This window comes from Pseudomonas umsongensis, assembly GCF_012647205.1.
Taxonomy (GTDB): Bacteria; Pseudomonadota; Gammaproteobacteria; order Pseudomonadales; family Pseudomonadaceae; genus Aquipseudomonas; species Aquipseudomonas umsongensis.
Genome location: NZ_CP051487.1, coordinates 2632126 through 2656687, shown reverse-complemented (window position 1 = coordinate 2656687; position 24562 = coordinate 2632126). Strand labels below are relative to the sequence as shown.

Below are 24562 nucleotides of genomic sequence, written 5' to 3'. Positions count from 1 at the left end.
GGGCTCACCTGTCAGACTCCGCCGAGGTTTCGAGCCGCCCCTCCTGAAACCGCGCCCGATACCGCCCCGGGCTCTCTCCCGTCCACTTCTTGAAGGCCCGGTGAAATGCACTCGGCTCCTGGAAACCCAGTTGTTCGGCGATATCGCCGATACTGGCCTGGCTCCCGCGCAACTGTTCGAATGCCACCGCGCGTCGCACTTCGTCCTTGATCTCCTGATAGGAGCAGCCTTCGCGTTCGAGTTTTCGGCGAAAGGTGCTGGGGCTCAGGTGTTGTTCGAGGGCAAAGGCCTGCAGGGTCGGCCATTGGCTGTAATGGCTGTTGCGCAAGCGCTGGTGTACCTGCGACGCCAGGCCGTGCTGGTTGCGAAAGCGGATCACCAGCCATTGTGGCGCGGTGCGCAAGAACACTTTGAGCGACGCCAGGTCCTGGACCACCGGCAGGCGCAGGTAATGACTGGCGAACTCGATTTCGGTGCGCTCGGCACCAAAGGTCAGGTTCGGCCCCCAGAGCAAACGGTCATCGCTGAGTGACAGGCGCGCATGGCGAAAGTCCGCGCGGTCGATCGGGATGCGCCTCCCACCCAGCCAGCAGAGCAGGCTGATCATCAACACCAGGAACGTCTCTTCGCCGAATCGGCTGACGTCTTCGTTGGCCGCCTGGCTGTCCAGACTGATGACCGCCCGCTTGCCGCGCACGGTCAGCGTGCCGCGAAAATCCCGGAGGAACAGGGCGAAGTTGGCCAGGCACTGGCGCATGGCCTTGTGCAGGTCCGGCTCCTGGATCAAGGCGCGACAAATCAGGGCGAATGCGCCCGGCGGCATGCCATGGGAATCGAGCCCGAAGAACTCGTCATTCAGCTCGCGGATCTGAATCAGCCACAACGCCGCAAAGGCATTGGCCGACACCCGCGAGGTGGGGTCCTGCATCAGCGCCGGATCGATACCGGCCTGTTCCAGCACAGCCCGCACTCGCTGTGGATCGTCCCCCAGCCCGTGGATCATCGCCTGCACGAAGTAGGCGGCTACCGAGTCCTTTTCCCGCATGCGAACGCTTCGCTCCCCATCACCCGAAATGGCAAAAAACATCAGTGCCGTTGAACAGTTTCGGCATAGGCCAACCACTGCGCCGGCTCTAGACTCGCGGCAATAGTACGCTTTCGGCCATCACGACGGCCAAGGTATCGCAAGGTTTATCGAAAGGACGGCAACATGAATCTGCAAAACATTGGGGTGATCGGCGCCGGCACCATGGGCAATGGTATCGCTCAGGTCTGCGCCCTGGCCGGTTTCAACGTGACCCTGCTGGACATCAGCGAGGTTGCCTTGCAAAAAGCCCTCGCCACCGTCGGCAAGAACCTTGACCGGCAAGTCGCCAAGGAAACCCTGAGCGTCGAGCAAAAAAACGCCGCCCTCGACAAGATCCGCACCAGCACCGACTACAGCAGCCTGCACGATGCGCAACTGGTGATCGAAGCCGCCACCGAGAACCTCGACCTGAAACTGCGGGTGCTGCAACAGATTGCCGCGCAGGTCAGCGCCGAGTGCGTGATCGCTTCCAACACTTCGTCGCTGTCGATCACCCAGCTGGCGGCCAGTGTCAGCCAGCCTGAACGCTTCATCGGCTTGCACTTCTTCAACCCGGTGCCGGTGATGGGCCTGATCGAAGTCATTCGCGGCCTGCAAACCAGCGATGCAACCCACACCCTGGCGCTGGACATGGCGACCCGCCTGGGCAAAACCGCAATCACCGCCGGCAACCGCCCGGGGTTCGTGGTCAACCGGATCCTGGTGCCGATGATCAACGAAGCGATCCTGGTACTGCAGGAAGGCCTGGCCAGCGCCGAGGACATCGACGCCGGCATGCGCCTGGGTTGCAACCAGCCTATCGGCCCGCTGGCCCTGGCGGACCTGATCGGCCTGGATACGCTGCTGGCGATCATGCAAGCCTTCTACGAGGGCTTCAACGACAGCAAATACCGCCCGGCGCCATTGCTCAAGGAAATGGTCGCCGCCGGTTACCTGGGACGCAAGACGGGGCGCGGCTTCCATGCCTATGCCTGAGCGTTGCTCGCGTTTCGCCGAATACCGGGACAAGGTGCTGGAGCTGTTCGCCAGCAAGGGTTTCGGTCAGGTGGGCATGCGCGAGCTCGCGACGTGCCTGGGGCTTTCCCCGGGCTCGCTGTATCACCATTACCCGAGCAAACAGCACCTGTTGCTGGATTTGATCGAAGAGTTCTACGAAGAGCTGCTGGCCACGCTGGGGCGCATCAAGCAACAGGCGCCGGCCAAGCGCGACCGACTCAACAGCCTGATTCGCGCGCACCTGAATTTACATCGCGACTTGCCCTGGCATTATCGCCTGGTGGAGCGAGACAGCAGTTGCCTGAACGAAGAGCAGCAGGCTCGGGTGCAAAAATTGCGCGAGCAATACGAGCGCCAGTTGATGGTCCTGCTCGGCGCTCGTTCGAGGTTCAGTGAATCAGGTCTCCTGGCGGCCGGCCATGCCATCGCCGCCCTGCTTAACAGCGCACCCAGCTGGCTGACCGCCCATTCGCTGGACGAAAGCGAGCACGATGAACTGCTGGAGAACCTGGTCGGCGGTGCCATCGAGCGCGTGCTCGCGCCGAGGCGCACGAGCGAGGCTATAAGCCTGGCGCGCCCTATCGAGAAAATATCTAAAAATACCCAGGCTGCCTCCGCGTTTTAGCGCTTTGCTTGCCCAGTCGATGCCATCGGAATTCGCGCTTGCACCCAGCGTCCAATTCGATGTGTACCTTCCACTGACCGGGAGCGCAATCATGAAAATCAATCCCTACCTGATCTTCAACGGCGACTGCAAAGCCGCATTCACCTTCTATGCCGAAAGCCTCAAGGGCCAGCTCGAAGCCATGCTGACCTTCGGCGAAACACCTGCCGCCGAGCACGTCCCCAAGGATCTGCACAACCTGATCATCCACACCCGGCTGGCCGTGGGGGACCAGGCGATCATGGGCTCGGACACCACTCCCGATCGCCCCACCGATGAGATGAGCGGTTGTTCGATTTCGCTGAATGTCGACAGCATCAAGGAGGCTGAACAGGTGTTTTCAGCCCTGTCCGAAGGTGGCAAGGTGCAAATGCCGCTCGAGGCCACCTTCTGGGCCGCGCGTTTTGGCATGTTGGTCGATCGCTTTGGCGTGTCGTGGATGATCAACTGCGAAAAGGACCAGTAACAGGATCGCGCACAGCGCCGCTGTTCAAGTCTTCGAGCAGCTCCGGCCTGGAACGGTCGGGCACTCTGGCAACTCCCGGGCCGTCTGCTACCGTCAACAAGCCACCCGTGTGACAGCGGCCCTTCGGAGGAAACCACCATGCACACCCATGACCCGTCATGGTCCACCCGTCTAAAACTGTCGCTGCTGGCAGGAGGGCTCGCCGCCGCCCTGCTGGCACTCAGCGGTTGCGCGACAGTCGATGCCCAGACCACCGCCTACGTTGGCGTGGAACATCCCGCACCGACACTGCCCAGTGAAATCGTCGTATTGCGCTCCGAGCCCCTGCGCCCACACGTTCGGCTGGGCGAAATATTGATCGACGCCAGTGTTGACCCGGCCCCGCCCATTACCGAGGTCGAGCAGAAACTGCGCGAAGAAGCCGCCAAGCTCGGTGGCGATGCCGTGGTGGTGGTCTATGACCATATCCAGCCGGTAGGTGCCTATCTCAACGGGCCGCTATGGGCTCGCGACGTACAGACCGTCAATGGCCGCAAACTCAAAGGGATCGTGATCAAGTACAAGTGAACAGCAGGCTTTTTTTTCGCTGAAATTGACAACGCGGGGCGCAGTTTCCCCGCGAGTCAGCGGTCGCATTCGTGTCCGCTTACCACCCCTGTCCCCTCCCCAGATCTAGAAAAAACGGCTATCGACAATCAGGCCCGCCTGCGTGTTTGCACGTGAGACTTGCTTGGGCCTGACCTGCCAATAGTGACAGTGACGCTCCGGCATTTTTCGCCCGGCACTGATATGTTTTTTTTCATTTGTTTGATTTATGAAATTTTATGTGCCATTTATAGCCTCGAAAATCCACGGAGCGGTCCCCTTCGACAGATCGGACGATCGCTGCGCGCAACACCCAAACACCTCATCCAGGGAGTCAACAATATGAACAAGACAGAACTTCTAGGTACTCTGGCACTGTGCGCCGCAAGCTTGCTGGCACATGCCGACGACGACAGCCTGCGCATCGGTATCGAAGCCGCCTACCCGCCCTTCTCCTTCAAGACGCCGGAGGGCAATGTCAGTGGTTTCGATTACGACATCGGCAACGCGCTGTGCGAAGAAATGAAGGTCAGGTGCGAATGGGTCATCCAGGAATTCGACGGCATGATCCCCTCACTGAAAGTGCGCAAGATCGATGCCGTGTTGTCGTCGATGTCGATCACTGAGGACCGCATGAAATCCGTCGACTTCAGCAAAAAGTACTACCACACGCCGGGCAAGTTCGCGATGAAGGCCGGCAACGTGATCAACGACCCGCTGGTCGATCTCAAGGGCAAGAAAGTCGGCGTCCAACGTTCCTCGACCTATGACCGTTTCGCCACCGAGCAGCTTGAGAAAGCCGGCGCCTCGATTGTTCGCTACTCCTCACAGAATGAAGCCTTCCTCGACCTGGCGGCGGGTCGCCTGGACGCCACCCTCGCCGACGTCGTCAACACCAACGAGAGCTTCATCAAGACGCCATTGGGTAATGGTTTTGCCCTGGTCGGACCCGACATCAACGACCCCAAATACTTCGGCAAAGGCGCCGGGATTGCAGTGCGTAAAGGCGACAGCGCGAACGTTGCGCGCCTGAGTGCGGCGATTGACGCCATCCGCAGCAATGGCAAGTACCAGCAAGTGATGGCCAAGTACTTCGCGTTCGATATCTACGGCGAATAAGCCTTTACCCCAGACCCTGGCGCAGGCCTGTGCAGGCGCCACTTGTGGCTTGTCTCGTGCGCCTTGCGGCGCTCGCTTGAGGAACTTCAACATGCTCCACGGCTACGGATCGAGCATTCTCGATGGCGCCTGGCTGACCATCAACCTTGCCCTGACCTCCATGACCCTGGCCATTGCCCTGGGCCTGATCGGCGCCGCCTTCCGGTTGTCGCCGTTCAAATGGCTGGCGGTACTGGGCGAAGGCTATACCACCCTGATCCGCGGGATTCCCGACCTGGTGTTGATCCTGCTGATCTTCTATGGCGGCCAGGATCTGGTGAACCGCCTTGCCCTCGCACTGGGCTACACCCGCTACATCGACATCAATCCGTTTATCGCGGGCGTCTGCACCATGGGCTTCATCTTTGGTGCCTACCTCTCGGAAACCTTTCGTGGCGCCTTCATGGCGATCCCCAAGGGCCAGGGCGAGGCCGGCGCGGCCTATGGCATGAGCGGCCTGCAGGTGTTCTGGCGGATCCTGGTGCCGCAGATGATTCGCTTCGCCATTCCCGGCTTCACCAACAACTGGCTGGTGCTGACCAAATCCACTGCGCTGATCTCGGTGATCGGCTTGCAGGACATGATGTTCAAGGCCAAGAACGCGGCGGACGCCACCCATGAGCCGTTCACGTTTTTCCTCACCGCTGCCGCGCTCTACCTGATGCTGACCAGCGTGTCGTTGCTGGTGCTGCGCTATCTGGAAAAACACTACTCGGTCGGCGTCAAAGCCGCCGAACTGTAACGGGGAGCACAGGCATGATTCTCGACTACAACCTGATCTGGGAAAACCTGCCGCTGTATTTCAATGGCGCGCTGGTGACCCTCAAAGTCCTGCTGATTTCCCTGGCCATTGGCCTGGTGCTGGCGATTCCCATCGCGTTGCTGCGCGTATCCCGTTCGCCGCTGCTCAACTTCCCGGCCTGGCTCTACACCTACGTGATTCGCGGCACGCCGATGCTGGTGCAATTGTTCCTGATCTATTACGGGTTGGCGCAGTTCGAAGCGGTACGCCAAAGCGCGCTCTGGCCGTACCTGTCCAGTGCAACTTTCTGCGCTTGCCTGGCCTTTGCGATCAATACCAGTGCCTACAGCGCCGAACTGTTGGCCGGCAGCCTGAAGGCCACCGCCTACGGCGAGATCGAAGCCGCCAAAGCCATGGGCATGTCGCGCTTGACCCTGTACCGGCGGATTCTCCTGCCGTCGGCCCTGCGCCGGGCGTTGCCGCAGTACAGCAACGAAGTGCTGATGATGCTGCAAACCACCAGCCTGGCGTCGATCGTCACGCTGGTCGATATCACGGGAGCCGCGCGAACGGTCAGTTCACGGTTCTATCTGCCGTTCGAGGCGTTCATTACCGCGGGCCTGATCTATCTGGCCCTGACCTTCATCCTGGTTCGTCTGTTCAAGTTGGCCGAGCGCCGCTGGCTGGCCTACCTGGCACCGCGCAAGCACTAAGGAGTCTCATGCAACACATTCAATACCTGTTGCCGTGGAGTGCCTCGGGCACAGAACGAAAGCTCTCGCTGTTCCGTTTTGGCAGCGGCGCGCGCAAGGCCTACATCCAGGCTTCCCTGCACGCCGATGAATTGCCGGGAATGCGCGTCGCCGTCGAACTCAAGCGCCGCCTGCAGGCGCTGGAAGAGCAAGGTCGCCTGAACGGGGTGATCGAATTGGTGCCAATGGCCAATCCGATCGGTATCGCCCAGATGTTCCAGGCCACGCACCAAGGTCGCTTCGAGTTCTCCAGCGGGAAGAATTTCAATCGCGACTTCCCGGAACTCGGCAAGGAAGTCGCGCAGCGACTGGAAGGTCAATTGGGCGACGATGCCGATGCCAACGTCGCCCTGATCCGCCGCGCCATGGGCGATGCCCTCGCCAACTTGCCGGCAGCGACCTCGGAGCTCGACGGTTTGCGTCGCCTGTTGCTGCAGCATGCCTGCGACGCCGATGTGGTGCTGGACCTGCACTGCGACTTCGAGTCGATCATGCTGTTGTATGCCATGCCGCAAAACTGGCCACGCCTGCGCTCGCTGGCCGCCCGCCTGGACGCCGGCGTTGCCCTGTTGGCCGAGGCTGCGGGCGGCAGCGCATTCGATGAAGCCTGCGCACTCCCCTGGCTGCAACTGGCCAAGCGCTTCCCTGAAGCCAATATTTCGCTGGCATGTGTAGCCACCACTATTGAATTGCGCGGCATGGCTGACACCGAACGCGAGACGTGCGTCGACAGCGCGCAAGCCATTCTCGGCTATCTCGCCGAGCAAGGCCTGATCAGCGGTGACTGGCCTGCGTCGCCACCAAGCAGGTGTGAAGCGACACCGTTCGCCGGTGCGCAGTACGCCTACGCGCCACACCCGGGGGTGGTGAGTTATCTGCAACCGCTGGGGGCCCGGGTCAAGGTCGGCGATCCGCTGTTCGAAGTGATTGATCCGCTCACCGACCAGCACAGCGTGGTGCGTGCCAGTACCGACGGCATTCTTTACGCCCGCGAACGCCTGCGCTTTGCCCAGCCCGGCCTGTGGCTGGCGAAAATTGCCGGCAGTACCCCCATTCGCCAAGGCCGCTTGCTCAGCGACTGATAACAGAGAGTCAGAACCATGTACAAGCTGGAAATAAAGGACCTGCACAAAAGCTACGGCACCCATGAAGTACTCAAGGGCGTGTCCCTGGAGGCGAAAGCCGGTGACGTCATCAGCATCATCGGCTCGAGCGGCTCGGGCAAAAGCACCTTCCTGCGTTGCATCAACCTGCTGGAACAACCCAACGCCGGCGACATCGTGCTCAATGGCGAACAGCTCAAGCTGGTGAGCAACAAGCTCGGCGGGCTCAAGGCTGCCGAACCCAGGCAGCTGCAACGCATGCGTTCGCGGTTATCGATGGTGTTTCAGCACTTCAATCTCTGGTCGCACATGAGTGCCCTCGAAAACGTCATGGAAGCACCGGTGCATGTACTGGGCATCGACAAGAAACAGGCGCGGGAAAAGGCCGAGCACTACCTGGACAAGGTCGGCGTGGCACACCGCATGGACGCCTGGCCGGCGCATATGTCCGGAGGTGAGCAACAGCGCGTGGCGATTGCCCGGGCATTGGCGATGGAACCGGAGGTAATGCTGTTCGACGAGCCCACGTCGGCACTCGACCCCGAACTGGTCGGCGAAGTGTTGAAGGTCATGCAGGACCTGGCGCTGGAAGGCCGGACCATGGTGGTCGTGACCCACGAAATGGGCTTTGCCCGCGAGGTGTCGAACCAGTTGGTATTCCTGCACAAGGGCCAGGTCGAGGAACGTGGCGACCCGCGCGAGGTGCTGGTCAACCCGCAGTCCGAACGCCTCCAGCAGTTCCTGGCTGGCAGCTTGAAATAAGCCTTCCGCGCACACCGACTCTTGGCCCGTCGCTGCACACCGAGGGTCGGCTTCGGAACGCTCCGGCCGGGATGTTGCCCACCCAAAAAGTTCTTCACGGAACCGCCTGAAACATCGGTAATTGTCTTGCTCAAGTAAATAACAAACGAGACGGCTGCTTCGGTTGAGAGCAATGGGCCTTTCAATAACCCGTATGCAGAAAAAATTGGAATGGTCAGCGGCCCGGTAGAAAGAACAATACCCGTGAGGTAGCCGACAAAAGCCCCTGTGATTAAGAGCTGCCAAAGCGAAAGAGTGAAATTTCTTGATTTTGCCCAGTGGCGATAGGGAATCATGAGCAGAAAGAACGTCCCGAGGGCTATATCAATCCAGGTTGCTTTCAGGCTCCAGAGTGTGTGTGCACCAAGAGCCGCTGCGGGTACCCCTGTCACCGAATAGGCTAAAAACGCCTTCCAGTGAATATCCTTTCGCCAAAGAATAACCCTTGAAATATTGCCGACGATTGCTGCCACCGCCATGATCGGCACCGCCTGCTTGGGGCCGAAACAAAGGGCGAGCGCAGGCAGAAGCATGATCGAGGCCCCCGTACCGATTACCCCACTGACGACGCCTGAAATGACCCCGATAAACAAAACGAGTAAGTATTCTGTCATTTGTCTTCCAGAGCGAATGTTGGTTTTTTTACTATTTCAACGCCGCTCCAACACACCGATAACTTCACTAACTTAGTAAGTTAATTTTTTCTCAGGGTGATTGCGGATTCGATAAACCAAGCCACCGTGCCAGGCTTCGATTAATTTTTGTATGTGGATGACTCGAGAGATCTTTCTTTATATTTTGTAGGAGTTTTCGCTGACTTTGTTGCATGGTCGTAGTGAAGCCTGAGTACTGCAGCAACTTCAGGCGCGAGTAGCTTGAAATAAGTCATCTGCGCACAGCGAGGGTCGGCTTCGGATACACTCGCGAGCAAGACCTCTGTAGGAGCATGCTCGCTCCTACGGGTCATTCGCCCCACCCCACCTCCAACCCTCAGGACATGTTGAGCCGGATATGCCAACCCCTTCGAAAGACACCACGGTCTATGCCGCGCCAGTGATGCGCAAACTGGCGGAAATCGTTTCCGACCTGCCGCCGTCACTGCGCAAAGTGGCGGACTTTGTCCTGCGTCACCCGCTCAGGGCCGCGACGTTGACCATCGAAGAAATGGCTCAAGAGACATCCACCTCGCCAGCAGCGGTCAATCGACTGGCCAAGGCGCTGAACCTGGGTGGTTACACCGGCATGAAAGCCGAGCTGGTCGCGACGTTGCAGCAGATGGTGTCGCCGGTCGATAAGTTGCGCAACGAACTGGCCCATCGACCGGGTGGTGCATTTGGCCTGCATGAGCAAATCCACAGCGCCAGCAGCAATCTCGCCACGGCGGCGACCAACAACCATGCCGAGACCTTCGAGGCCTTTGTCACTCGCCTGATCGAGGCGCGGAAAATCTACATCCTCGGGTTTGGCAACAGCGTCTACTTCGCCGGTCTCGCCGCCTCTACTCTGATGCCCTTCTGCGCGGACGCAACCGCCATCAGCATGGAGGGCGGCAACGAAAACGCCGCTTACCGGCTGGCTGCCATCACTGATGAGGACGTACTGCTCGCGATCTCCCTGCCGCGCTACTCCCTCGATACGCTGCAACTTGCACGTTTTGCCAACGCGCGCGGCGCCTCGGTATTGGCGATCACCGACTCACCCGCCTCCCCGCTCACCGCCATTGCCGAACACGTGCTGTTTGCCCCGGCTGACCATCCGGTGTTGACCAGTTCCAACATTGCCGTGCTTGCCCTGATCGAAGGACTGGTGGCAGGCGTGATGGCTCGCAACAAGGAAGCCGTGAAGCTGGCCACCGAACTGACCGAAAGCGTGATGTCTTACCTGCACATCCCCACAAGCAACAAATCGCCGAAAAAGTGATGGTTCCCGGGCGCCCGTTGCAACACTTCGGATCTGCCGCCCGTCTGCCACTGCGCACCTTCCTGTGAGCCGTGCTTCAAATACCGTACATCCCCTTGCACGGAAGACTCAAACGATGAACATCACCATTGTCACTCTCATGCTCACGGGCTTGTTGTCGGCTTCGCCGCTTTACGTGCAGGCCGCCGAGAAAACCACCGAGGATGCAACGATTCCACCTTCGGCACTTCCCGGGCTCAACCAGCCGGAATCCAACGAAGAAAAGGCAGATAAAAAGGGCGAGGAAGCAGCGGGTTCAAACGCCGGTGCCGACGCGCACTCCATAAAAAAAGACGCAGCATCGGAGGACGACGGGGAGAATCAAAGGGGTAGCAAGTCTGGCAGTTGACCAACCTCTACCCCTTTTTCAAAAGCCCCGGATGTATCAGTCGTCCCGGTCGTCACGATCGCGATAACGACGGTTGTCGCGATCATCGTCACGACGATCGTATCGATGGTCATACCCTCGGTCATCATCCCGGTCATAGCCACGGCGATGATCATGATCTTGATATCGACCGTACCTTTCTCCGTCTTCCCAGTGAGGTCCGCAGCCTCCCAGCAAGAGCAGGCTGGAAATGGCCAGGGTCATCATTACTGCGCGATTCATTTGAGCATCCTGAAGGTGGGGGGGGGTGAGAGGGTTTCAGCCGCTGGAAAATCCCGCACGGTGTTGAAACCCTGTCTTTGACCATTCAGTAACTCAATGATTCCGCTGGCAAATAAAACTGGCCGGCACGCCCGTGGCGCGAGCCCCGGTTCGGCGTGGTTTAGCCTGGGAAATGCTGGTTGGCAATCACCACCACATCCTGCTCGGTGATCGGCGCAAGTGCCGCCACCGCCCACAGGTCATAAACCGGATGGGCACGCTGGTGGCCTCAGGCTTCTTCATTGCGGGCTAATGAACTGCTTGAAGCCGTCAGCTCCCACCCCATCGGCTCGAACGAACCGATCTTGAGCCTCTTTTCAACGTGCCGACGAGCAGAAAACGGGTCGGCTGGAAACGGTCATGAACCCACCCGCTCCACGCCCTGAAAAAGTCGCCCTTGGAGCGCTCAGCCAAATTTTCAATCAACATCCCGCAAAACAAAAATTCTTACAATCCAATTATGTACTAAAGTAAGGGGTTGAGTGTTTTAATGGGTCTTGAAATGCCAAAGGCCCAATCATGCGCATCAAATTTTCCGGCATTCCTGCATTCGGCATCTACATTGCCCTTGTTTGCCTGTTCGCGGCTGCATGGATCACCCACCCGGCCCCCGAGCACTCGCCCTTTGCCCTGATCAATCCGGCCTCGGCGGTGGCGGATAAGGACGCTAAACCCATCTATACCAGCCGTTTCGCCTCCTCCGGGCTGGTGGACTTCGTGCATTCGGCGGCGGTCACTGCCTTGCCTGACGGTAGCCTGATGGCGGTCTGGTTCGCCGGCACCCGCGAAGGCGCAGCCGATGTTCAGGTGCGCTCCGCCCGTTTCAACCTGAGTACCGGCGAGTGGGGGGAGGAACAGGTCATGGCGACCCGGGACTCGACCCAGCAAAGCACGCGAAAGTACATCCGCAAACTGGGTAACCCGGTCATTGCCCTCGCGCCGGACAACCGCCTGTGGCTGTTCTACGTTTCCGTGTCCATGGGCGGATGGGCCGGTAGCGCGGTCAATGTGATGGTTTCAGACGATTTTGGCGGGCATTGGTCGGCACCACGCCAATTGATCACTTCACCGTTCCTGAACATCAGCACCCTGGTCCGGTCGGCACCGGTGTTCCATGCCGACGGTTCCATCGGCCTGCCGGTCTACCATGAGTTCCTCGGCAAGTTTGCCGAGTACCTGTACTTGAGCGCAGACGGTGATGTGATCGATAAATTCCGCATCAGCCATGGCAATAATTCATTGCAACCGGCGATCGTTCCGCTGGATGGCCAACGCGGCATCGCCTTGTTGCGTTATGCCGGTGACACCCACCACCGGGTCCTGGCGAGCCGCACGGAAGACGCCGGACAAAGCTGGAGCGAACCTTATCCGCTGGTTCCTTCGAACCCCAACTCCTCGTTGGCAGCTGTTGCGACGCCGGACCGCGGGTTGCTGGTAGCGCTCAATGACCTGCAGGATGGACGCTTCAAGCTGAGCCTGTATGGCACCGATGCGAAAATGGACGATTGGCGCCTGTTGCACGACCTGGACAAATCACCGGATCCAGAGGGCGATCCGTATACCCCTCTGGTCTACAAGGAAATCATCGGCAAACAATTCCGTGGCTCCAGTGGCAAGCTGCGCCAGACGCTGGAGGCGCAATTCCTCGCCAACCTCGACAAACGTGTGTGTAAACGCCAGGAATGTGAGTTTGAATATGAATACCCCTACTTCCTCCGCAGTCCCGACGGGATGTATCACCTGGTCTATTCCTGGAACAACACCTTCATCAAGCACGTCACCTTCAACGATGCCTGGCTGGCCGAGCGTCTCCAATGATTAATCTGTGGCAGGCCCATGCCAGTTTCGCGATGATCCTCTTCCTGTTACTGCCGTCTTTTGGCCTGGGCAGGACCTGGCGCATCGCGCTGCTGCTTGCCTTGCTGGCCGCCAGCTTCATACCGCTGGGCGGGTTGTCGCTGGCCGCTTACCTGCGCAGCCATATCGACGACCTTGCGATCACCTCAATGGTGTTCATGGCCTGGGGATGTTTGCGCAGGCTAGGTCTGCTGCCGCCTGAGCGGCAGGGTCAAACCAGCGTATTGATCCTCTTCGCCGCGCTGGCCCTGGTGCTGTACCCCGCAACCCTGGGCCTGAGTGACCTGGACCCTTACCGGCGGGGCTACAGCCCGCGCCCCCTGTTGTTGTTCGTCGCACTGATGACGCTCGGCCTGTTCTACCTGCGCCATTACCTGGCCGTGGTGATGTTGACCTGTGCGACCCTGGCCTTCCTCGTCGGGATCAAACCCTCCCACAACTATTGGGATTACCTGGTCGATCCGTTGCTGGGCCTGTATTGCTGCGTGGCACTGCTGATGCTGGCGGCGCGTCGGCCGTATCGCCGGCTCATCACCCTGCGCGGCGCTTGAACTTCAATGAAATCTCAATAAGGAAACGGGCATGGGCTGGCTGAAATCGAGACGTCTGCATTACTGGCTGGGTGCAACAGCGATCGCCTTCGTGCTGTTCGCACTACTGCGGGTGGTGTTCTTTTTCGGCTTTTCCGGTTTCGACGCCAAAGCCCTGGGCGACGAACATGTGCTGACAACTCTGGGCATCGGCTTTCGTTTCGACTTGCGCCTGGCCATCCTGATCATGCTGCCGCTGGTATTGCTGGCCTGGATCCCGCGCTGGAACCTTGTCGGCAGCCGCCTCCTGCGCGGCATCGCCCGCCTGTACCTGGTAGCCGCCCTCAGCGTCGCGCTGCTGATCTACATCATCGATTTTGGCCACTACGCCTACCTCGGCGTGAGGATCAACGCCACAGTGCTGCGCTTCATCGAGGATGCGCAAATATCCCGTGACATGGTCTGGCAAACCTACCCGGTCATCTGGATCTCACTGGGTTGGCTGGCAACCGTCGCAATCGCGGCACTGGCCCTGGTGCGTCTGGAGCGCGTCACGCTGGACCGTCCACGCAAAACCATTCACCCGCTCTGCGCGACATGGGGCGGTGCAGTGATGGTGGTGCTGGTGCTGCTGGGTATCCTGGGCCGTGTCGAACACCTGAACATCGAGAACCCCGTGCCGCTGCGCTGGAGCGATGCGTTCTTCTCGGGCAACAACCAGGTCGCCGCACTGGGCCTGAACCCGGTGATTTTTTTCTACGACACCGTCAAGGTCGGCCAGTCACGCTATGACGAGGCACAGGTGCGCGAACATTACGCGGTCATGGCTCACTATCTGGGCGTCGACAAACCTGATCCGCAGGCCCTCGACTTCGTCCGCCACCAGACGCCACAACCTTATAAAATCAATGGCTCGCGACCACCTAACGTGATGTTCGTCATGCTCGAGTCGCTGGGCACCAGCGCCGTCGGAGCCTATGGCAACCCGATCAATCCAACGCCCAACATCGATCGCCTGGCCACGCAGAGCTGGTTCTTCAAGCACTTCTATGTGCCGGTCACGGGAACGGCCAAAACCGTCTGGGCCAGCATTACCGGGGTACCTGACGTCACTCGACAGGAAACCGCGACGCGTAATCCACTTATCACCCGGCAAAACACGCTGGTCAATGCCTTCACCGGCTACGACAAGATCTACACCATTGGCGGCAACTCCGGCTGGGCCAACATGAATGCCCTGATCCGGCAAAGCATCGACGGCGTTCGCCTGTTCGACGAGCGCGACTGGAAATCCCCGGTGGTGGATGTGTGGGGCATTTCGGACCTGGACCTGTTCAAGGAAACCGACCAGATCCTGCAAGCGTTGCCCAAGGACAAACCGTTCTTCGCCTATGTGCAAACGGCGGGCAACCACCGCCCATTCACCATTCCAAAGAGCAATGACGGCTTCGAGGTCAAGCACCCTACCCTGGAGCAAGTCCAGGCCGCCGGCTCGCGTAGCGTCGAGCAATACAACGCCGTACGCCTGCTGGACTTCAACATCGGACGCCTGATGGAAATCGCCAAGGCCGGCGGCTGGTACGAAAACACCATTTTCGTGCTGTTTGGCGATCACAACACCCGTATCGCCCAGATCCCCTTCCTGGCCCCGGCCTACGAGCAACTGGGCCTGGAGAGCAACGCGGTGCCGATGATCATCCACGCGCCAGGCCTGATCGGAACACGCAAGGTCGAGGAAGCTGTCGGCCTGGTGGACCTGCTGCCAACCGTGGCAGGCATGGCCGGCCTGGAGTTTCGCAACAGCGGCATGGGCCGCGATATCCAGCAGCCCGCGCCCGAAGGCGAACGTGTGGTGCCATTGGTGTTGCGTGAAGGCACCTTCCCGCTGATTGCCGGCGTGACGCAACACTACATGGTGCAGATGGAACACGACGGCAGCTCGCCAACCCTGCATGACCTGGCCTCACCGACGCCGCTGGACAACGTGGCCGAGCAAAACCCCGAGGAGTTCAAGCGACTGTCACGGTTGACCCGCGCCATGCACGAAACCTCACGGTTGATGCTGTACCAGAACGTACGCGACTAACCACTCAACAGTTACGGTTTTACCGCGGGACCTGCGCCAGTGTGAGGGGCGACGGATGGCCCCTTCGGCGGAACAGTGAAACTCACTGTCGTATGGGTGAGGATCCTGTGCGTCGGGTCGGCTACTTCAAGCAGAACCTTGTGGGCGCCGGGGGTCAGTCCGACCAGGATGATCGGATCTTCACTGGTGTGCGCCCATGTACCTTTCCAGTCGTCGACAGTCACGTGAAGGTGGCCCAGTCGTGGGGATACATCGGCGGCCGCCTTACCGAATACTGGCATGATCCTGGCATGCTCTGTTCGATACTGGATGATGACGACCCCGCGGGCGAGCGGCTCGGCGAGCGGCGGATAGGCAATGAGCCTTGGCGTCGTCTCGGATTCCAATGGCAATATTGCCGGTGGGTGATCGGTGTCGGCCGCCCCTTGACCGAACGCTGCCGTGCAAGACAACACACTCCAGGCAATGGCCAACAGATTTGCGGAAGCCATGGTGGATTTCTCCTAAAGACCGACTTTGCGCTTGAGTTCGGCTTCGTTCCAAAGGCCGCTGAGCGGGCCGCCCGGCAACCCTTCATTGGCTCGCGCCAGCGGGAAAATAACCGGTAAAAAACCGGCGTCGCGCACCAACCGGGCACCCATGTCCCGGGCCTGGGCGTCGTCGGCGAATACTGCAATCGCCTTGTCTTTGCCCGACTGGTCTTTCATCGATGCATAGCCTATGGCGTTGAACGCACGCACCAGGTGTATTCCGGGCAGATATTGCTGGTCCGCCGAGGCGACACCCATCTCCAGCGCCTTGCGCCCGACCTCTGCGTCACGGCCGCCGAACGGGTTGCTGGTGCTCAACACTACCTTGCCGTCCAACTTGCCCTGGACCTTTTCGGACAGCTCTGGCATCGCGCCATAGGGAACACTCAACACGATCACATCGCCCCATGTGGCGGCATCGCTCACCGAGCCCGCCTGAGCGTTTGGGCCAGCGCTATTGACCAGATCCGTCAGCTCCTCGGGGTGGCGCGAGGAAAACATGACCGAGTGCCCGGCCTTTACCCAGAGCGTACCCAGCGTACCGCCAACGTTACCGGAACCGATGACGCCGATCTTCAGGGGGTCCGCCATAGCCTGGCTGACGCACATGACCATGCCGGCGAACATCAAAAAGAAAATTCTGGACATACGCTGTGCTCCTGCGATGGAAAGCAGTCTCCTCTCCACACGGAAAGCGCCTGCAACACCAAGTTGAAGACTAGCTGATTATTGTTATTGCTGATCCTCGAGAGCGCTGGGTAAAACGCTTACCGACCTGCAGTACAAAAAAAATCCCGGAAACAGACGTCTCCGGGATTTTTTTGTAGAAGCCTGGCCGCTAGAAAGTCGCTTGCCTGGCAGTTTCTGCTCAGTGGGATTTTTTTGGCGCGCCGGCTTTACTCAGTCCCTTCGAGTTGTGATCGCCCGGCGTCGATTCCGAAATGGCCCTGGCCTTGTCCAAGCCGCGCGTATCTTTGGAGTGTGCGATGCCTGAAGTCGTGGTGCCGTGCCCCTTGTCACTATTACGATCACTGCCGTAATGATTGCCACTGATGCCGTGGTCGCGAACGGCCTTGCCCGCATGATCACTGCTCAACCCCTTGCCGTGGCCGTTACTGCCGGAATGACCCGAACCACTGTGGCCGGCACCGTTACCGCCGCCATTACCACCGCCATGGCCACCGCCGTTTCCGCCACCATTTCCGCCGCCGTGGCCACCACCACCACCACCACCACCACCACCACCACCACCACCACCACCACCACCACCACCACCGCCACCTTCTTTCGCATAGGCGGCGTTCATGATGGACAGGTCAGCAGGGAGTAACGGGGCGGCTGCAAGCATCAGGGCGCATGACATTACAGCAACGAGACTCTTGTTTTTTAAAAGCATGATTGCTTCCGTGAGGGTTGATTACGCGTATTTTATGACGCGTAAACCCCCTGACAGTTCAAGTCCCGCGACGGACGGAGGCGCCAGCAAGAATCAATCGAAAGCGCCGTTAAGCACTTCATAGATCAGACCGGTAGCGATCGCCACCAGTATCAAGTCGGTGCCCGCCTGCTGCCATTCATACCCGTCATAATGCGGCAGCCTGCCGATCAGCCGGCCATCGAGCTTCTTGGCAATCCCCGGCGGAAGCGGTTTACCGCGGGCGAGGTTCTTTTGAATGCCGGGTGGTAACGCAGGTCCAGGGGCCCAGTAGTCCCGATACCCGTCCACAATGCCAAGAACGCTTCCCCGATTGATGCTTGGGCCATTATCCCAATCACCGCCCCCTGAATGCTTTCCCTGGTTGCCCTGGTTGCCATGCTCCTGGCTGTCTTGCGAATTGCCCTTTGCGTTTCCTTGCCCCTTGCCATTCCCAGGATCGGCCAATGCCAGCGTCGAGGCACAAACCAATGCAACACAGGCAATAGCGGCAACAAACGAGCGATATCTGAACATATCCGTTCTCTCAGAAAGGAAGTACCCCTGGAATGTATACGCTTCGCGGCGAAGCCATGCCAAATTTTAAACAAACGGTTGTGACACGGCCCACAACCCTGGCGCATGCTTAAGCGGTGATCGACCAGCAACAAAGCAACACGTCCTGCCGTACCGGAGTACCCCATGACCACAACCATCGAGGTGCCGCGCATCCAGCGCTTTGCTGCAAACACTGCGGGTCGGGATTTCGCGGCAGGTGACATTCACGGGCACTTCAGCCGATTGCAAGCCGCGCTGGAAGCGGCTGGTTTCGATCCTGTTGTCGACCGCCTGTTCAGCGTCGGAGACCTGATTGATCGTGGACCTGAATGCCGGGACGCACTGGACTGGCTGGCCAAGCCATGGTTTCACCCCGTGCGCGGCAACCATGACGACTTCGTGGTTCACTTCGATACGTGTGACGTCTTTAGCTGGATCTGCAATGGCGGCTCATGGTTCACCGGTTTATCGCCACCTGAGCAGCAAGCGTTCGCGCTGCAGTTCGCCGAACTACCGATTGCTATCGAGATAGAGACGCCTGGCGGATTGGTCGGGATTATTCACGCCGATTGCCCAGTGTCCTCATGGGACCAACTTCGCGCCGAACTGCAATCGCCTGAAAGTGACAAGCAACTGCGAGCCGTACTGCTGCGCTGCATGTGGTCACGAACCCGGATTCAGGCGGGCGATACCCGCGGCGTCCATGGACTTCGCGCCCTGGTAGTTGGCCATACGCCACTCAGGCAGCCTGCGGTGCTGGGCAATGTGTACCACGTCGACACCGCGGGCTGGCTGGACGGTTATTTCACACTGCTGGATCTCACCACCTTGCAGTGCATCCCGCCAATCGATCCGGAACCCGGTTTCGACCAGGCCTGACGCGCCGTTCGTCCAAAGCCCGGCACTCACGATGCGCCGCTGTCTCTCATGTAAAAGCACGGGCATCCTGCGCCTCAGAACGGAGAGCCAGCATGGACATTGACGAAAATGCAGTTGGCAACATGTCACAGCAGGACGTAACGCGAACAACGGACAACGAAACCGGCCACGATCCCCGCAAAGATCAGCCGCAGGTGCCGCTGCCGCCGAACGATGAAGCGCCTGTCGATGACGATATGACAGATGTGGCGGCCAATAACTCGGTGTCGAGCGAGCATCCGCAAGCAGGCACAAGCGCTCAGGACGAAAATGACCAGGAGGCTCGCGGCTTACCCGCGAGCGACCCTGAATCAGGTGCCTGAATCTGTCAGGTTCATTCCAGTTGCCCGCTCAGTGCGGGCTTTCTTTTTTCTCGAATTTACCTGCCATGATCAGTCGTCTTCTTGATCTATCTGATCTAGATAATCAAGGTCATCATCCTCTTCGTCTTCATCTTCTTCATCGTCAAGAATGCCTTGAGCGTCTTGTTCAACCCATGCTTCTTCATCGTGGAATTCATGATCGAGCAGATGGTCGTGCTCGGGTTCTGGAATATCAATCTCATCGCTCATCTACATTTCCTGCATTGGCTGAACTGCGCATAGGGTACTGTAACTGCAGCGGCGCTTGTAACGGCGCGTTCGATGATCGCCAACCATTGCTCACTTGTATTTGTCAGGTTGATTGCGCACTGTTACTCCATCACTTCAGAAATGTTGAGCATGTCAAAGAAGCAGCAGACAAACACCCCTCCAGCATCCGCTGCGGACATTGAACGATCTATCCAGGCCCTGAACAAAATGGCTGAACGACTATGGGGAGATGGCCGGGAAGCTGAGGCAAAAGCCCTTCTCAATGCCCTGGACGCCTTAAACCGGGCGCTTGACCGGATCAGGATTGGAGAGAGTCGAAAGACGCTCCATTGAGAGAATGCCGGGCTTCACGTGATGGGCACACTCCCGTCACGCCTTCGTAACACTTGGCAAGCACACTGCAGTCAGCCAAAGGGATTTGGCCACGTGATTGGAAAGCCCGACCCAGTGTCGGGCTTTTTCTTCTGCGGTGAGATGATCGTTCCCACGCTTTGCGTGGGAACGCATCCTGTGACGCTCCGCGTCACCGTTGCGCATGGCTCATGTCATGCGTCGTCAGCGGAACGCGGAGCGTCCCCGGCGGCATTCCCACGCCGAGCGTGGGAACGATCAGATCCCGGACAGACCTGCAATCAGGTCGACTGTCAGGCCGCCTCGCTCTGGCTTTTGATTTTCTCCTATTTGATTTCGCCATTGCGCTCCCACTAATTGCCGGTATTGCCAGTGTTCAGTTTCACGTTGTCGCCGCTCACATAGCGGGTTTCAGGGCACCCGCTTACTTGAAACAATATTCATAGAGGCACGTCTCGAACCCATACTTGAGGTCGAACTTGCCATCGAGCACGTTGTTTTCCTTCGCATACTGGTCCCACGCGACCAACATTTCCTTCATTTTTGCCGGCTCGGCCTGGGACAGGTCGCGGCTTTCGGTAGGGTCGGCCTTGAGGTTGTACAGCTGCCAGTTGGCGGTGCCGTAGGGTGGGTTGACCAGGGTGATTTTCCAATCGCCCTTGCGCAGCGCCTTGCGGCCGAACAATTCCCAGCCAATCTGACGTTCGGCCATCGCTTGCCCTTCCAGCAACGGGCGCATGCTCTTGCCACTGATGGTTTGCACCGGACGGCCGTGGAATGTTTTGCCCAGTGCCGGTACGCCGGCGAGGTCCAGCAAGGTCGGCATCAGGTCCATCACATGGACCATGTCTTTATTGACGGTGCCTTGCAGGTGGGCCTTTTTCAGCATTTTCGCGCTGATGATCGCCGGCGCACGAATTCCGCCCTCGTTGGTGAAGCCCTTGAACAGTGGGTACGGAGTGGAACTGACCTGGGCCCACTGAGCACCATAGTCGGCATACGAGCCTTTGTGACCGAGATTCTTCAGGCTGTTATCGAACTCGCTGGCGAACCACTCCTTGTTGCCTGGCAGGTCAAGCGGGCTGTTGCCGTCGGCACCGTTGTCGGAGATAAACACAATGAAGGTGTTATCCAGCTTGCCGGTTTTCTCCAGGTACTGGAGCAGTCGACCGATGTGATAGTCCATGTTGGACACCATCGCCGCATAGATCTCCATGTTGCGCGCCTCACGCTTTCGCTGCTCATCGCTCAACTGGCTCCAGTTTGGAAGACCCTTGGCCATGGGTGTGTTGGGCGTCGTATCCGCCGCGACGATACCCAGCTGTTTCTGGCGCTCCAGGCGTGCCTGGCGGATCGGTTCATAGCCTGCGTCGTATCGGCCCTTGTATTTATCCAGCCAGTCATCCGGAGCATGCAGCGGCCAATGCGGGGCGGTATACGACAAGACGGCCATGAACGGCTTGTTGCTGGCTTTGTCGGCTTCGATGTAGTCAATCAGCCGATTGGTGTAGAACTCACTGGAATAGAACCCCTTGGGCACTTCCACCTGTTTGCCGTCTTCGCGATAAATCGCTTTCGGGTCTTTCGCGATGATGGCGTGCTGGTCATCGAAATGACTGGCGCCGCCTTGTACCAGAATGAAGGAGCGGTCAAAACCACGTGCCTTCGGGCTGGTTTCTTCGGTGCGACCCAGGTGCCACTTACCGGTGGTATAAGTGTTGTAGCCCGCGTCCTGAAGCACTTGTCCGACCGTGACCATGCGTTCGTTCAAGTAACCTTCGTAACCAGGCCTGCCTTGCTGGAACGGCTGAAGCAGCTCGCCCATGTTGCCCAGGCCAGCCACGTGGCTGTCGGTACCGGAGAGCATCATCGCCCGAGTCGGCGAACAGGTGGGGGCCGTATGGAAGTTGCCCAGGCGCACACCGTCCCGGGCAAGCGAGTCGAGGCTCGGGGTGCTGATTTCACCGCCGAAACTGCCCAGGTCGCTGTAACCCAGGTCATCGGCGACAATTATCAGGAAGTTCGGGCGCTCGTCTGCGGCCATGGCTGCGGGGCTGCAAACGGCAACCATCAGGGCAAGCGTCAGATGGGTCATCCAGCTCATACGCGCGGTTCCTCAGTTGTTATTATTGGCTGAGCCACCAGTATGCCGAGAGCCCGACGCCGGCCGCTAACGCGGTTGCGCAAGCGCTTATCCAGCCGCGTCGTTATTTGCCCCGACAGCTGGGGAACCGGTCAGCCATCGTTCATCATCCCTGCCTTGGCGGGGGCACGGGACACCCGCTGTCGAGCCTGTTGTCCATGTACCGCAACAACGACACCGTTGATACAGCACTCATTAACCAGACGGGGCAACCCGGACAAACAAGAATAAAGGTTACGCTGATGAATACACCCTCTATCAGCGGCCCGCCTCCTTCAAGGAGCGAGGCTTGCCCTGCCAGGAACATTCCGTTTGCAGCGGAGCCGTTACTGCGCTCGCGCAATATCGAAGATGCCGAGGCGCTGCTCAACAACCATCTTGAAGAACGTCGGATCAGCCTCGGAAGACGAGGAACCCTGGACATTGCTTTCACCTTGCAGTCCTTGCCGCAGATGAAGTTGTTCGGGGCGCAATGGGGCGGTGAAGTCCGCGTGAGCTCTAGCCCCTTGAACAGCTGGCATGGGATTTTACCCTTGCAAGGTACCATCAGCAGTCGTCCCGACGGCCTGCAAGCCAATGGCGGAGAGCTTCTGGTATTCAGCCCTGGGCATGAGGTGGATGTCATCTGGCATGAGGGGGCCAAGGCAATCGTCATTGCCCTGGATGCTGCATTACTGCTCGATCACCTGGAGCGCCACCATCAGACCCACGAGCTGCGGCTCCCGACCCGGACACTGTTGTTCGATAGCAACCATCGCGCCCTGCAGAGCCTTGGCAGCTTGCTGCGCCTGGTGGACAGCGAAACCGGCAACACCTCGGGGTTGCTGGCCAACCCAACCAGCCAGTCTCATGTGCAGCACCTGTTTTGCGAGAACCTGCTGCAACTGATCCCCAGCTTGCATACGGAGCCACAACGTCGCCTGTTGCCGGGCACCGTGAAACGGGTGGTCGATTTTATTCATGCCCATCTCGACCAACCGCTGGACATCACACAGCTGGTAGCCATCAGCGGTACCAGCCGACGCAGCCTGGAACAGGCGTTTCGCAATGGCCTGGGGACCAGCCCGCAACGCTATATCCAGAGTTGCCGGCTGCAGGCGATACGCAAAATACTGCTAAGCCACCAACCTGGAGACCTGCAGTTATCGGCGCTGGCGTTTCACTGGGGTTTTGCGCAACCCAGCCACTTCACCGCGGCCTACAAGCAGGCCTTTGGTGAGTTGCCATCGCAAACACTGGCCAGGCCGGCTTGAGGTTTTACGTCGACTGCGTCCATACGTAGTCATGGCGGCCAGGTCGCTCCAGGCAGAGCGACCGTCACCATGACCTACCAGAATTTCCAGGTATAGGTGGTCATCACTCGGTTTTCATCATAGTCATTGCCATGCTTGAACTGGGCGTTGATGTTCCGCCATTCCATGCCCACATTCTTCAAGGGCCCACTCTGGATCACATACGCCAAAAACAGATCGCGCTCGCTTTCAGCGCTGTCGCTGAGGTCACCACCGCGATCGATGCCCGTGCCGCGCAGGTAACGGGTGGTCAAGGTCAAGCCGGGCACGCCCATGGCCGCGAAATCATAGTCGTATCGCGCCTGCCAGGAACTCTCGTTGGGTTTGATGAAGGCCACGGCCGACCAGTTCACCAGATAAGGTTGCGGCGCGAAGCCATTCAGGGTCGGGAACGTGCTGTCACCCAACATGCGTTGATAACCCACGCCAACACCGTGCCCACCCTTCCTCAAGGTAATCATGGCGCCATAGGAGTGGTTGTCGATTTCGCCGTACAGGGCCTGACCCGCTTCCTTGTTGTTGAAGTAGCGCAAATCGGTCTTCAGGCGATAGCCGCCACCCAGGTCCGAGTTGAGCGTCAGGCCCAGGTAATGCTGCCGGTAAATGTCCTCCAACTGCCCGTAAAAGTAGCTGGCCGAAAGGTTGGGACCGAAGGCGTAGGTGGCACCGGCAAAGTCCAGTCCGTCGCTGGTGTAGCGCGGCCCGCCAGGTTTGGTGAACAGGTACATCTTTTCCCTGTTGGAGGATTCACGGCTGCTGATCTCGGTGAATCGCCCGCCAGTCAGGGTCAGGTTGTCTATCTCGTTGGACTTGACCAGTACGCCATGGAAGGTCGTCACCAACTGCCGTGAGTCGTCCTGGAAGGCCACCGGCAACGTCGGCCGATGTTCACCGACTTTCAGCTCGGTCTTCGAGAAGCGAACTTTGCCGGTCAGTGCCGCCCGGCCGTAATCCTTGGCCTGCTCCCGGCTGCTTTGGCTATAGGGCAAGACACTGTCCGGGCCACGACCGCCGCCACCGTCAAGGCGATAGGCGTATTGCGCGGCCGCATCGAGACCGAACGCCAGCGGCCCCTGGGTGTAACCGGAGGTAAAGCGCAGGTCAAAGCCCTGGCTCCAACTGCCATCGCGCGAGGTTCTCGGGTTGTCGCCCTTGAAGTCGCGGTCGACATAAAAGTTGCGCAATCCCAGGTTCATCTGGCTGTCTTCGACAAAGTCAGCTTGCGCAGCCAACGGCATCATCACGCCGATCAGCCCCATGGCCTTCAGGTTTTTTGCAGCAGAGTAAGCGGACCGCGGCACAGCCGCGTGCATAGGATTCATGGACAC

General features: G+C 59.1%; 27 protein-coding genes and 1 pseudogene. 18 read left to right on the top strand and 10 right to left on the bottom strand.

Annotated features, from left to right (window positions below; translation table 11 throughout):
• Positions 1-4 precede the first annotated feature (4 nt).
• The gene (locus tag HGP31_RS12230; protein ID WP_020800203.1) at positions 5-1045 is read right to left on the bottom strand and encodes an AraC family transcriptional regulator; all 1041 of its coding nucleotides are present in this window, start codon (positions 1043-1045) and stop codon (positions 5-7) included.
• A 165-nt stretch (positions 1046-1210) separates the two neighbouring features.
• On the opposite strand from HGP31_RS12230, the gene HGP31_RS12225 reads away from it, so the two are divergent.
• The 9 genes from HGP31_RS12225 (at position 1211) to HGP31_RS12185 (ending at position 8315) form a co-directional block, all read left to right on the top strand.
• The gene (locus HGP31_RS12225) at positions 1211-2062 is read left to right on the top strand and encodes a 3-hydroxybutyryl-CoA dehydrogenase (RefSeq protein WP_020800204.1); all 852 of its coding nucleotides are present in this window, start codon (positions 1211-1213) and stop codon (positions 2060-2062) included.
• The gene (locus tag HGP31_RS12220) at positions 2049-2708 is read left to right on the top strand and encodes a TetR/AcrR family transcriptional regulator (RefSeq protein ID WP_042955777.1); all 660 of its coding nucleotides are present in this window, start codon (positions 2049-2051) and stop codon (positions 2706-2708) included. The genes HGP31_RS12225 and HGP31_RS12220 overlap by 14 nt, the downstream gene beginning before the upstream one ends.
• A gap of 91 nt (positions 2709-2799) precedes the next feature.
• A complete protein-coding gene (locus HGP31_RS12215; protein ID WP_168757828.1) occupies positions 2800-3213 on the top strand; it encodes a VOC family protein in 414 nt (137 codons plus the stop codon).
• 138 nt (positions 3214-3351) lie between these two features.
• A complete protein-coding gene (locus HGP31_RS12210) occupies positions 3352-3780 on the top strand; it encodes a hypothetical protein (protein WP_168757827.1) in 429 nt (142 codons plus the stop codon).
• Positions 3781-4140: 360 nt separating this feature from the next.
• Entirely contained in the window at positions 4141-4917 is a 777-nt protein-coding gene (locus HGP31_RS12205; protein WP_168757826.1) for an ABC transporter substrate-binding protein, read from the top strand.
• Positions 4918-5008: 91 nt separating this feature from the next.
• Positions 5009-5698: an ABC transporter permease gene (locus tag HGP31_RS12200; RefSeq protein ID WP_020800209.1), complete on the top strand. Its 690-nt coding sequence runs from the start codon at positions 5009-5011 to the stop codon at positions 5696-5698.
• A 14-nt stretch (positions 5699-5712) separates the two neighbouring features.
• Positions 5713-6411: an ABC transporter permease gene (locus tag HGP31_RS12195; RefSeq protein ID WP_033045212.1), complete on the top strand. Its 699-nt coding sequence runs from the start codon at positions 5713-5715 to the stop codon at positions 6409-6411.
• 8 nt (positions 6412-6419) lie between these two features.
• On the top strand, positions 6420-7532 hold the full coding sequence (locus HGP31_RS12190; RefSeq protein ID WP_168757825.1) for a succinylglutamate desuccinylase/aspartoacylase family protein: 1113 nt from the start codon (positions 6420-6422) through the stop codon (positions 7530-7532).
• 18 nt (positions 7533-7550) lie between these two features.
• Positions 7551-8315 (top strand): ABC transporter ATP-binding protein, encoded by a 765-nt coding sequence (locus HGP31_RS12185; protein WP_110753784.1) that lies wholly within the window; start codon positions 7551-7553, stop codon positions 8313-8315.
• A gap of 101 nt (positions 8316-8416) precedes the next feature.
• Here the strand turns inward: HGP31_RS12185 and HGP31_RS30965 are convergent.
• Positions 8417-8968: pseudogene (locus HGP31_RS30965) on the bottom strand (sulfite exporter TauE/SafE family protein); the annotation flags it as partial.
• Positions 8969-9365: 397 nt separating this feature from the next.
• Between HGP31_RS30965 and HGP31_RS12175 the strand changes: the two are divergent.
• Both HGP31_RS12175 and HGP31_RS12170 read left to right on the top strand, forming a co-directional pair.
• Positions 9366-10274 carry a MurR/RpiR family transcriptional regulator gene (locus HGP31_RS12175; protein WP_020800213.1) on the top strand — a complete coding sequence of 303 codons (909 nt, stop codon included), beginning with the start codon at positions 9366-9368 and terminating at the stop codon, positions 10272-10274.
• A gap of 115 nt (positions 10275-10389) precedes the next feature.
• Positions 10390-10662, top strand: coding sequence for a hypothetical protein (locus tag HGP31_RS12170; RefSeq protein ID WP_020800214.1), 273 nt, complete (start codon positions 10390-10392; stop codon positions 10660-10662).
• A 36-nt stretch (positions 10663-10698) separates the two neighbouring features.
• On the opposite strand, the gene HGP31_RS12165 is transcribed toward HGP31_RS12170, so the two are convergent.
• The gene (locus HGP31_RS12165; protein WP_020800215.1) at positions 10699-10923 is read right to left on the bottom strand and encodes a hypothetical protein; all 225 of its coding nucleotides are present in this window, start codon (positions 10921-10923) and stop codon (positions 10699-10701) included.
• 558 nt (positions 10924-11481) lie between these two features.
• Between HGP31_RS12165 and HGP31_RS12160 the strand changes: the two genes are divergently transcribed.
• Genes HGP31_RS12160 through HGP31_RS12150 form a run of 3 tightly spaced genes read left to right on the top strand, consistent with a single transcriptional unit; the run spans position 11482 to position 15435 of the window.
• Positions 11482-12780 (top strand): sialidase family protein, encoded by a 1299-nt coding sequence (locus tag HGP31_RS12160; RefSeq protein WP_020800216.1) that lies wholly within the window; start codon positions 11482-11484, stop codon positions 12778-12780.
• A complete protein-coding gene (locus HGP31_RS12155) occupies positions 12777-13370 on the top strand; it encodes a hypothetical protein (RefSeq protein ID WP_020800217.1) in 594 nt (197 codons plus the stop codon). The genes HGP31_RS12160 and HGP31_RS12155 overlap by 4 nt, the downstream gene beginning before the upstream one ends.
• A 31-nt stretch (positions 13371-13401) precedes the next feature.
• Positions 13402-15435: an LTA synthase family protein gene (locus HGP31_RS12150; protein WP_168757824.1), complete on the top strand. Its 2034-nt coding sequence runs from the start codon at positions 13402-13404 to the stop codon at positions 15433-15435.
• Between the two features lie 11 nt (positions 15436-15446).
• Here HGP31_RS12150 and HGP31_RS12145 read toward each other — a convergent pair whose 3' ends face one another.
• From HGP31_RS12145 to HGP31_RS12130, 4 genes are all read right to left on the bottom strand, one after another.
• A complete protein-coding gene (locus HGP31_RS12145; protein WP_033039422.1) occupies positions 15447-15926 on the bottom strand; it encodes a DUF6130 family protein in 480 nt (159 codons plus the stop codon).
• Between the two features lie 12 nt (positions 15927-15938).
• Positions 15939-16613, bottom strand: coding sequence for an NADPH-dependent F420 reductase (locus HGP31_RS12140; RefSeq protein ID WP_020800219.1), 675 nt, complete (start codon positions 16611-16613; stop codon positions 15939-15941).
• A gap of 220 nt (positions 16614-16833) precedes the next feature.
• The gene (locus tag HGP31_RS12135; RefSeq protein ID WP_168757823.1) at positions 16834-17361 is read right to left on the bottom strand and encodes a hypothetical protein; all 528 of its coding nucleotides are present in this window, start codon (positions 17359-17361) and stop codon (positions 16834-16836) included.
• A 93-nt stretch (positions 17362-17454) separates the two neighbouring features.
• Complete coding sequence (locus HGP31_RS12130) at positions 17455-17916, bottom strand: anti-virulence regulator CigR family protein (protein WP_168757822.1); 462 nt, start codon at positions 17914-17916, stop codon at positions 17455-17457.
• Positions 17917-18081: 165 nt separating this feature from the next.
• Here HGP31_RS12130 and HGP31_RS12125 point away from each other — a divergent pair, with 165 nt between their 5' ends.
• A complete protein-coding gene (locus HGP31_RS12125; RefSeq protein WP_033044640.1) occupies positions 18082-18816 on the top strand; it encodes a metallophosphoesterase in 735 nt (244 codons plus the stop codon).
• A gap of 92 nt (positions 18817-18908) precedes the next feature.
• Positions 18909-19178, top strand: coding sequence for a hypothetical protein (locus HGP31_RS12120; protein ID WP_033044639.1), 270 nt, complete (start codon positions 18909-18911; stop codon positions 19176-19178).
• 69 nt (positions 19179-19247) lie between these two features.
• Here the strand turns inward: HGP31_RS12120 and HGP31_RS12115 are convergent, their stop codons facing one another.
• Positions 19248-19427: a hypothetical protein gene (locus HGP31_RS12115; protein ID WP_020800225.1), complete on the bottom strand. Its 180-nt coding sequence runs from the start codon at positions 19425-19427 to the stop codon at positions 19248-19250.
• 150 nt (positions 19428-19577) lie between these two features.
• On the opposite strand from HGP31_RS12115, the gene HGP31_RS30480 reads away from it, so the two are divergent.
• The gene (locus HGP31_RS30480) at positions 19578-19781 is read left to right on the top strand and encodes a hypothetical protein (RefSeq protein ID WP_042955784.1); all 204 of its coding nucleotides are present in this window, start codon (positions 19578-19580) and stop codon (positions 19779-19781) included.
• Between the two features lie 442 nt (positions 19782-20223).
• Here the strand turns inward: HGP31_RS30480 and HGP31_RS12105 are convergent, their stop codons facing one another.
• Complete coding sequence (locus HGP31_RS12105; RefSeq protein WP_168757821.1) at positions 20224-21903, bottom strand: arylsulfatase; 1680 nt, start codon at positions 21901-21903, stop codon at positions 20224-20226.
• 281 nt (positions 21904-22184) lie between these two features.
• Between HGP31_RS12105 and HGP31_RS12100 the strand changes: the two genes are divergently transcribed.
• Positions 22185-23195, top strand: a complete 1011-nt coding sequence (locus HGP31_RS12100; RefSeq protein ID WP_240963542.1) for a helix-turn-helix transcriptional regulator — start codon at positions 22185-22187, stop codon at positions 23193-23195.
• A gap of 74 nt (positions 23196-23269) precedes the next feature.
• On the opposite strand, the gene HGP31_RS12095 is transcribed toward HGP31_RS12100, so the two are convergent.
• Positions 23270-24547, bottom strand: coding sequence for an OprD family porin (locus HGP31_RS12095; RefSeq protein ID WP_151144049.1), 1278 nt, complete (start codon positions 24545-24547; stop codon positions 23270-23272).
• Between the last annotated feature and the right edge of the window lie 15 nt (positions 24548-24562).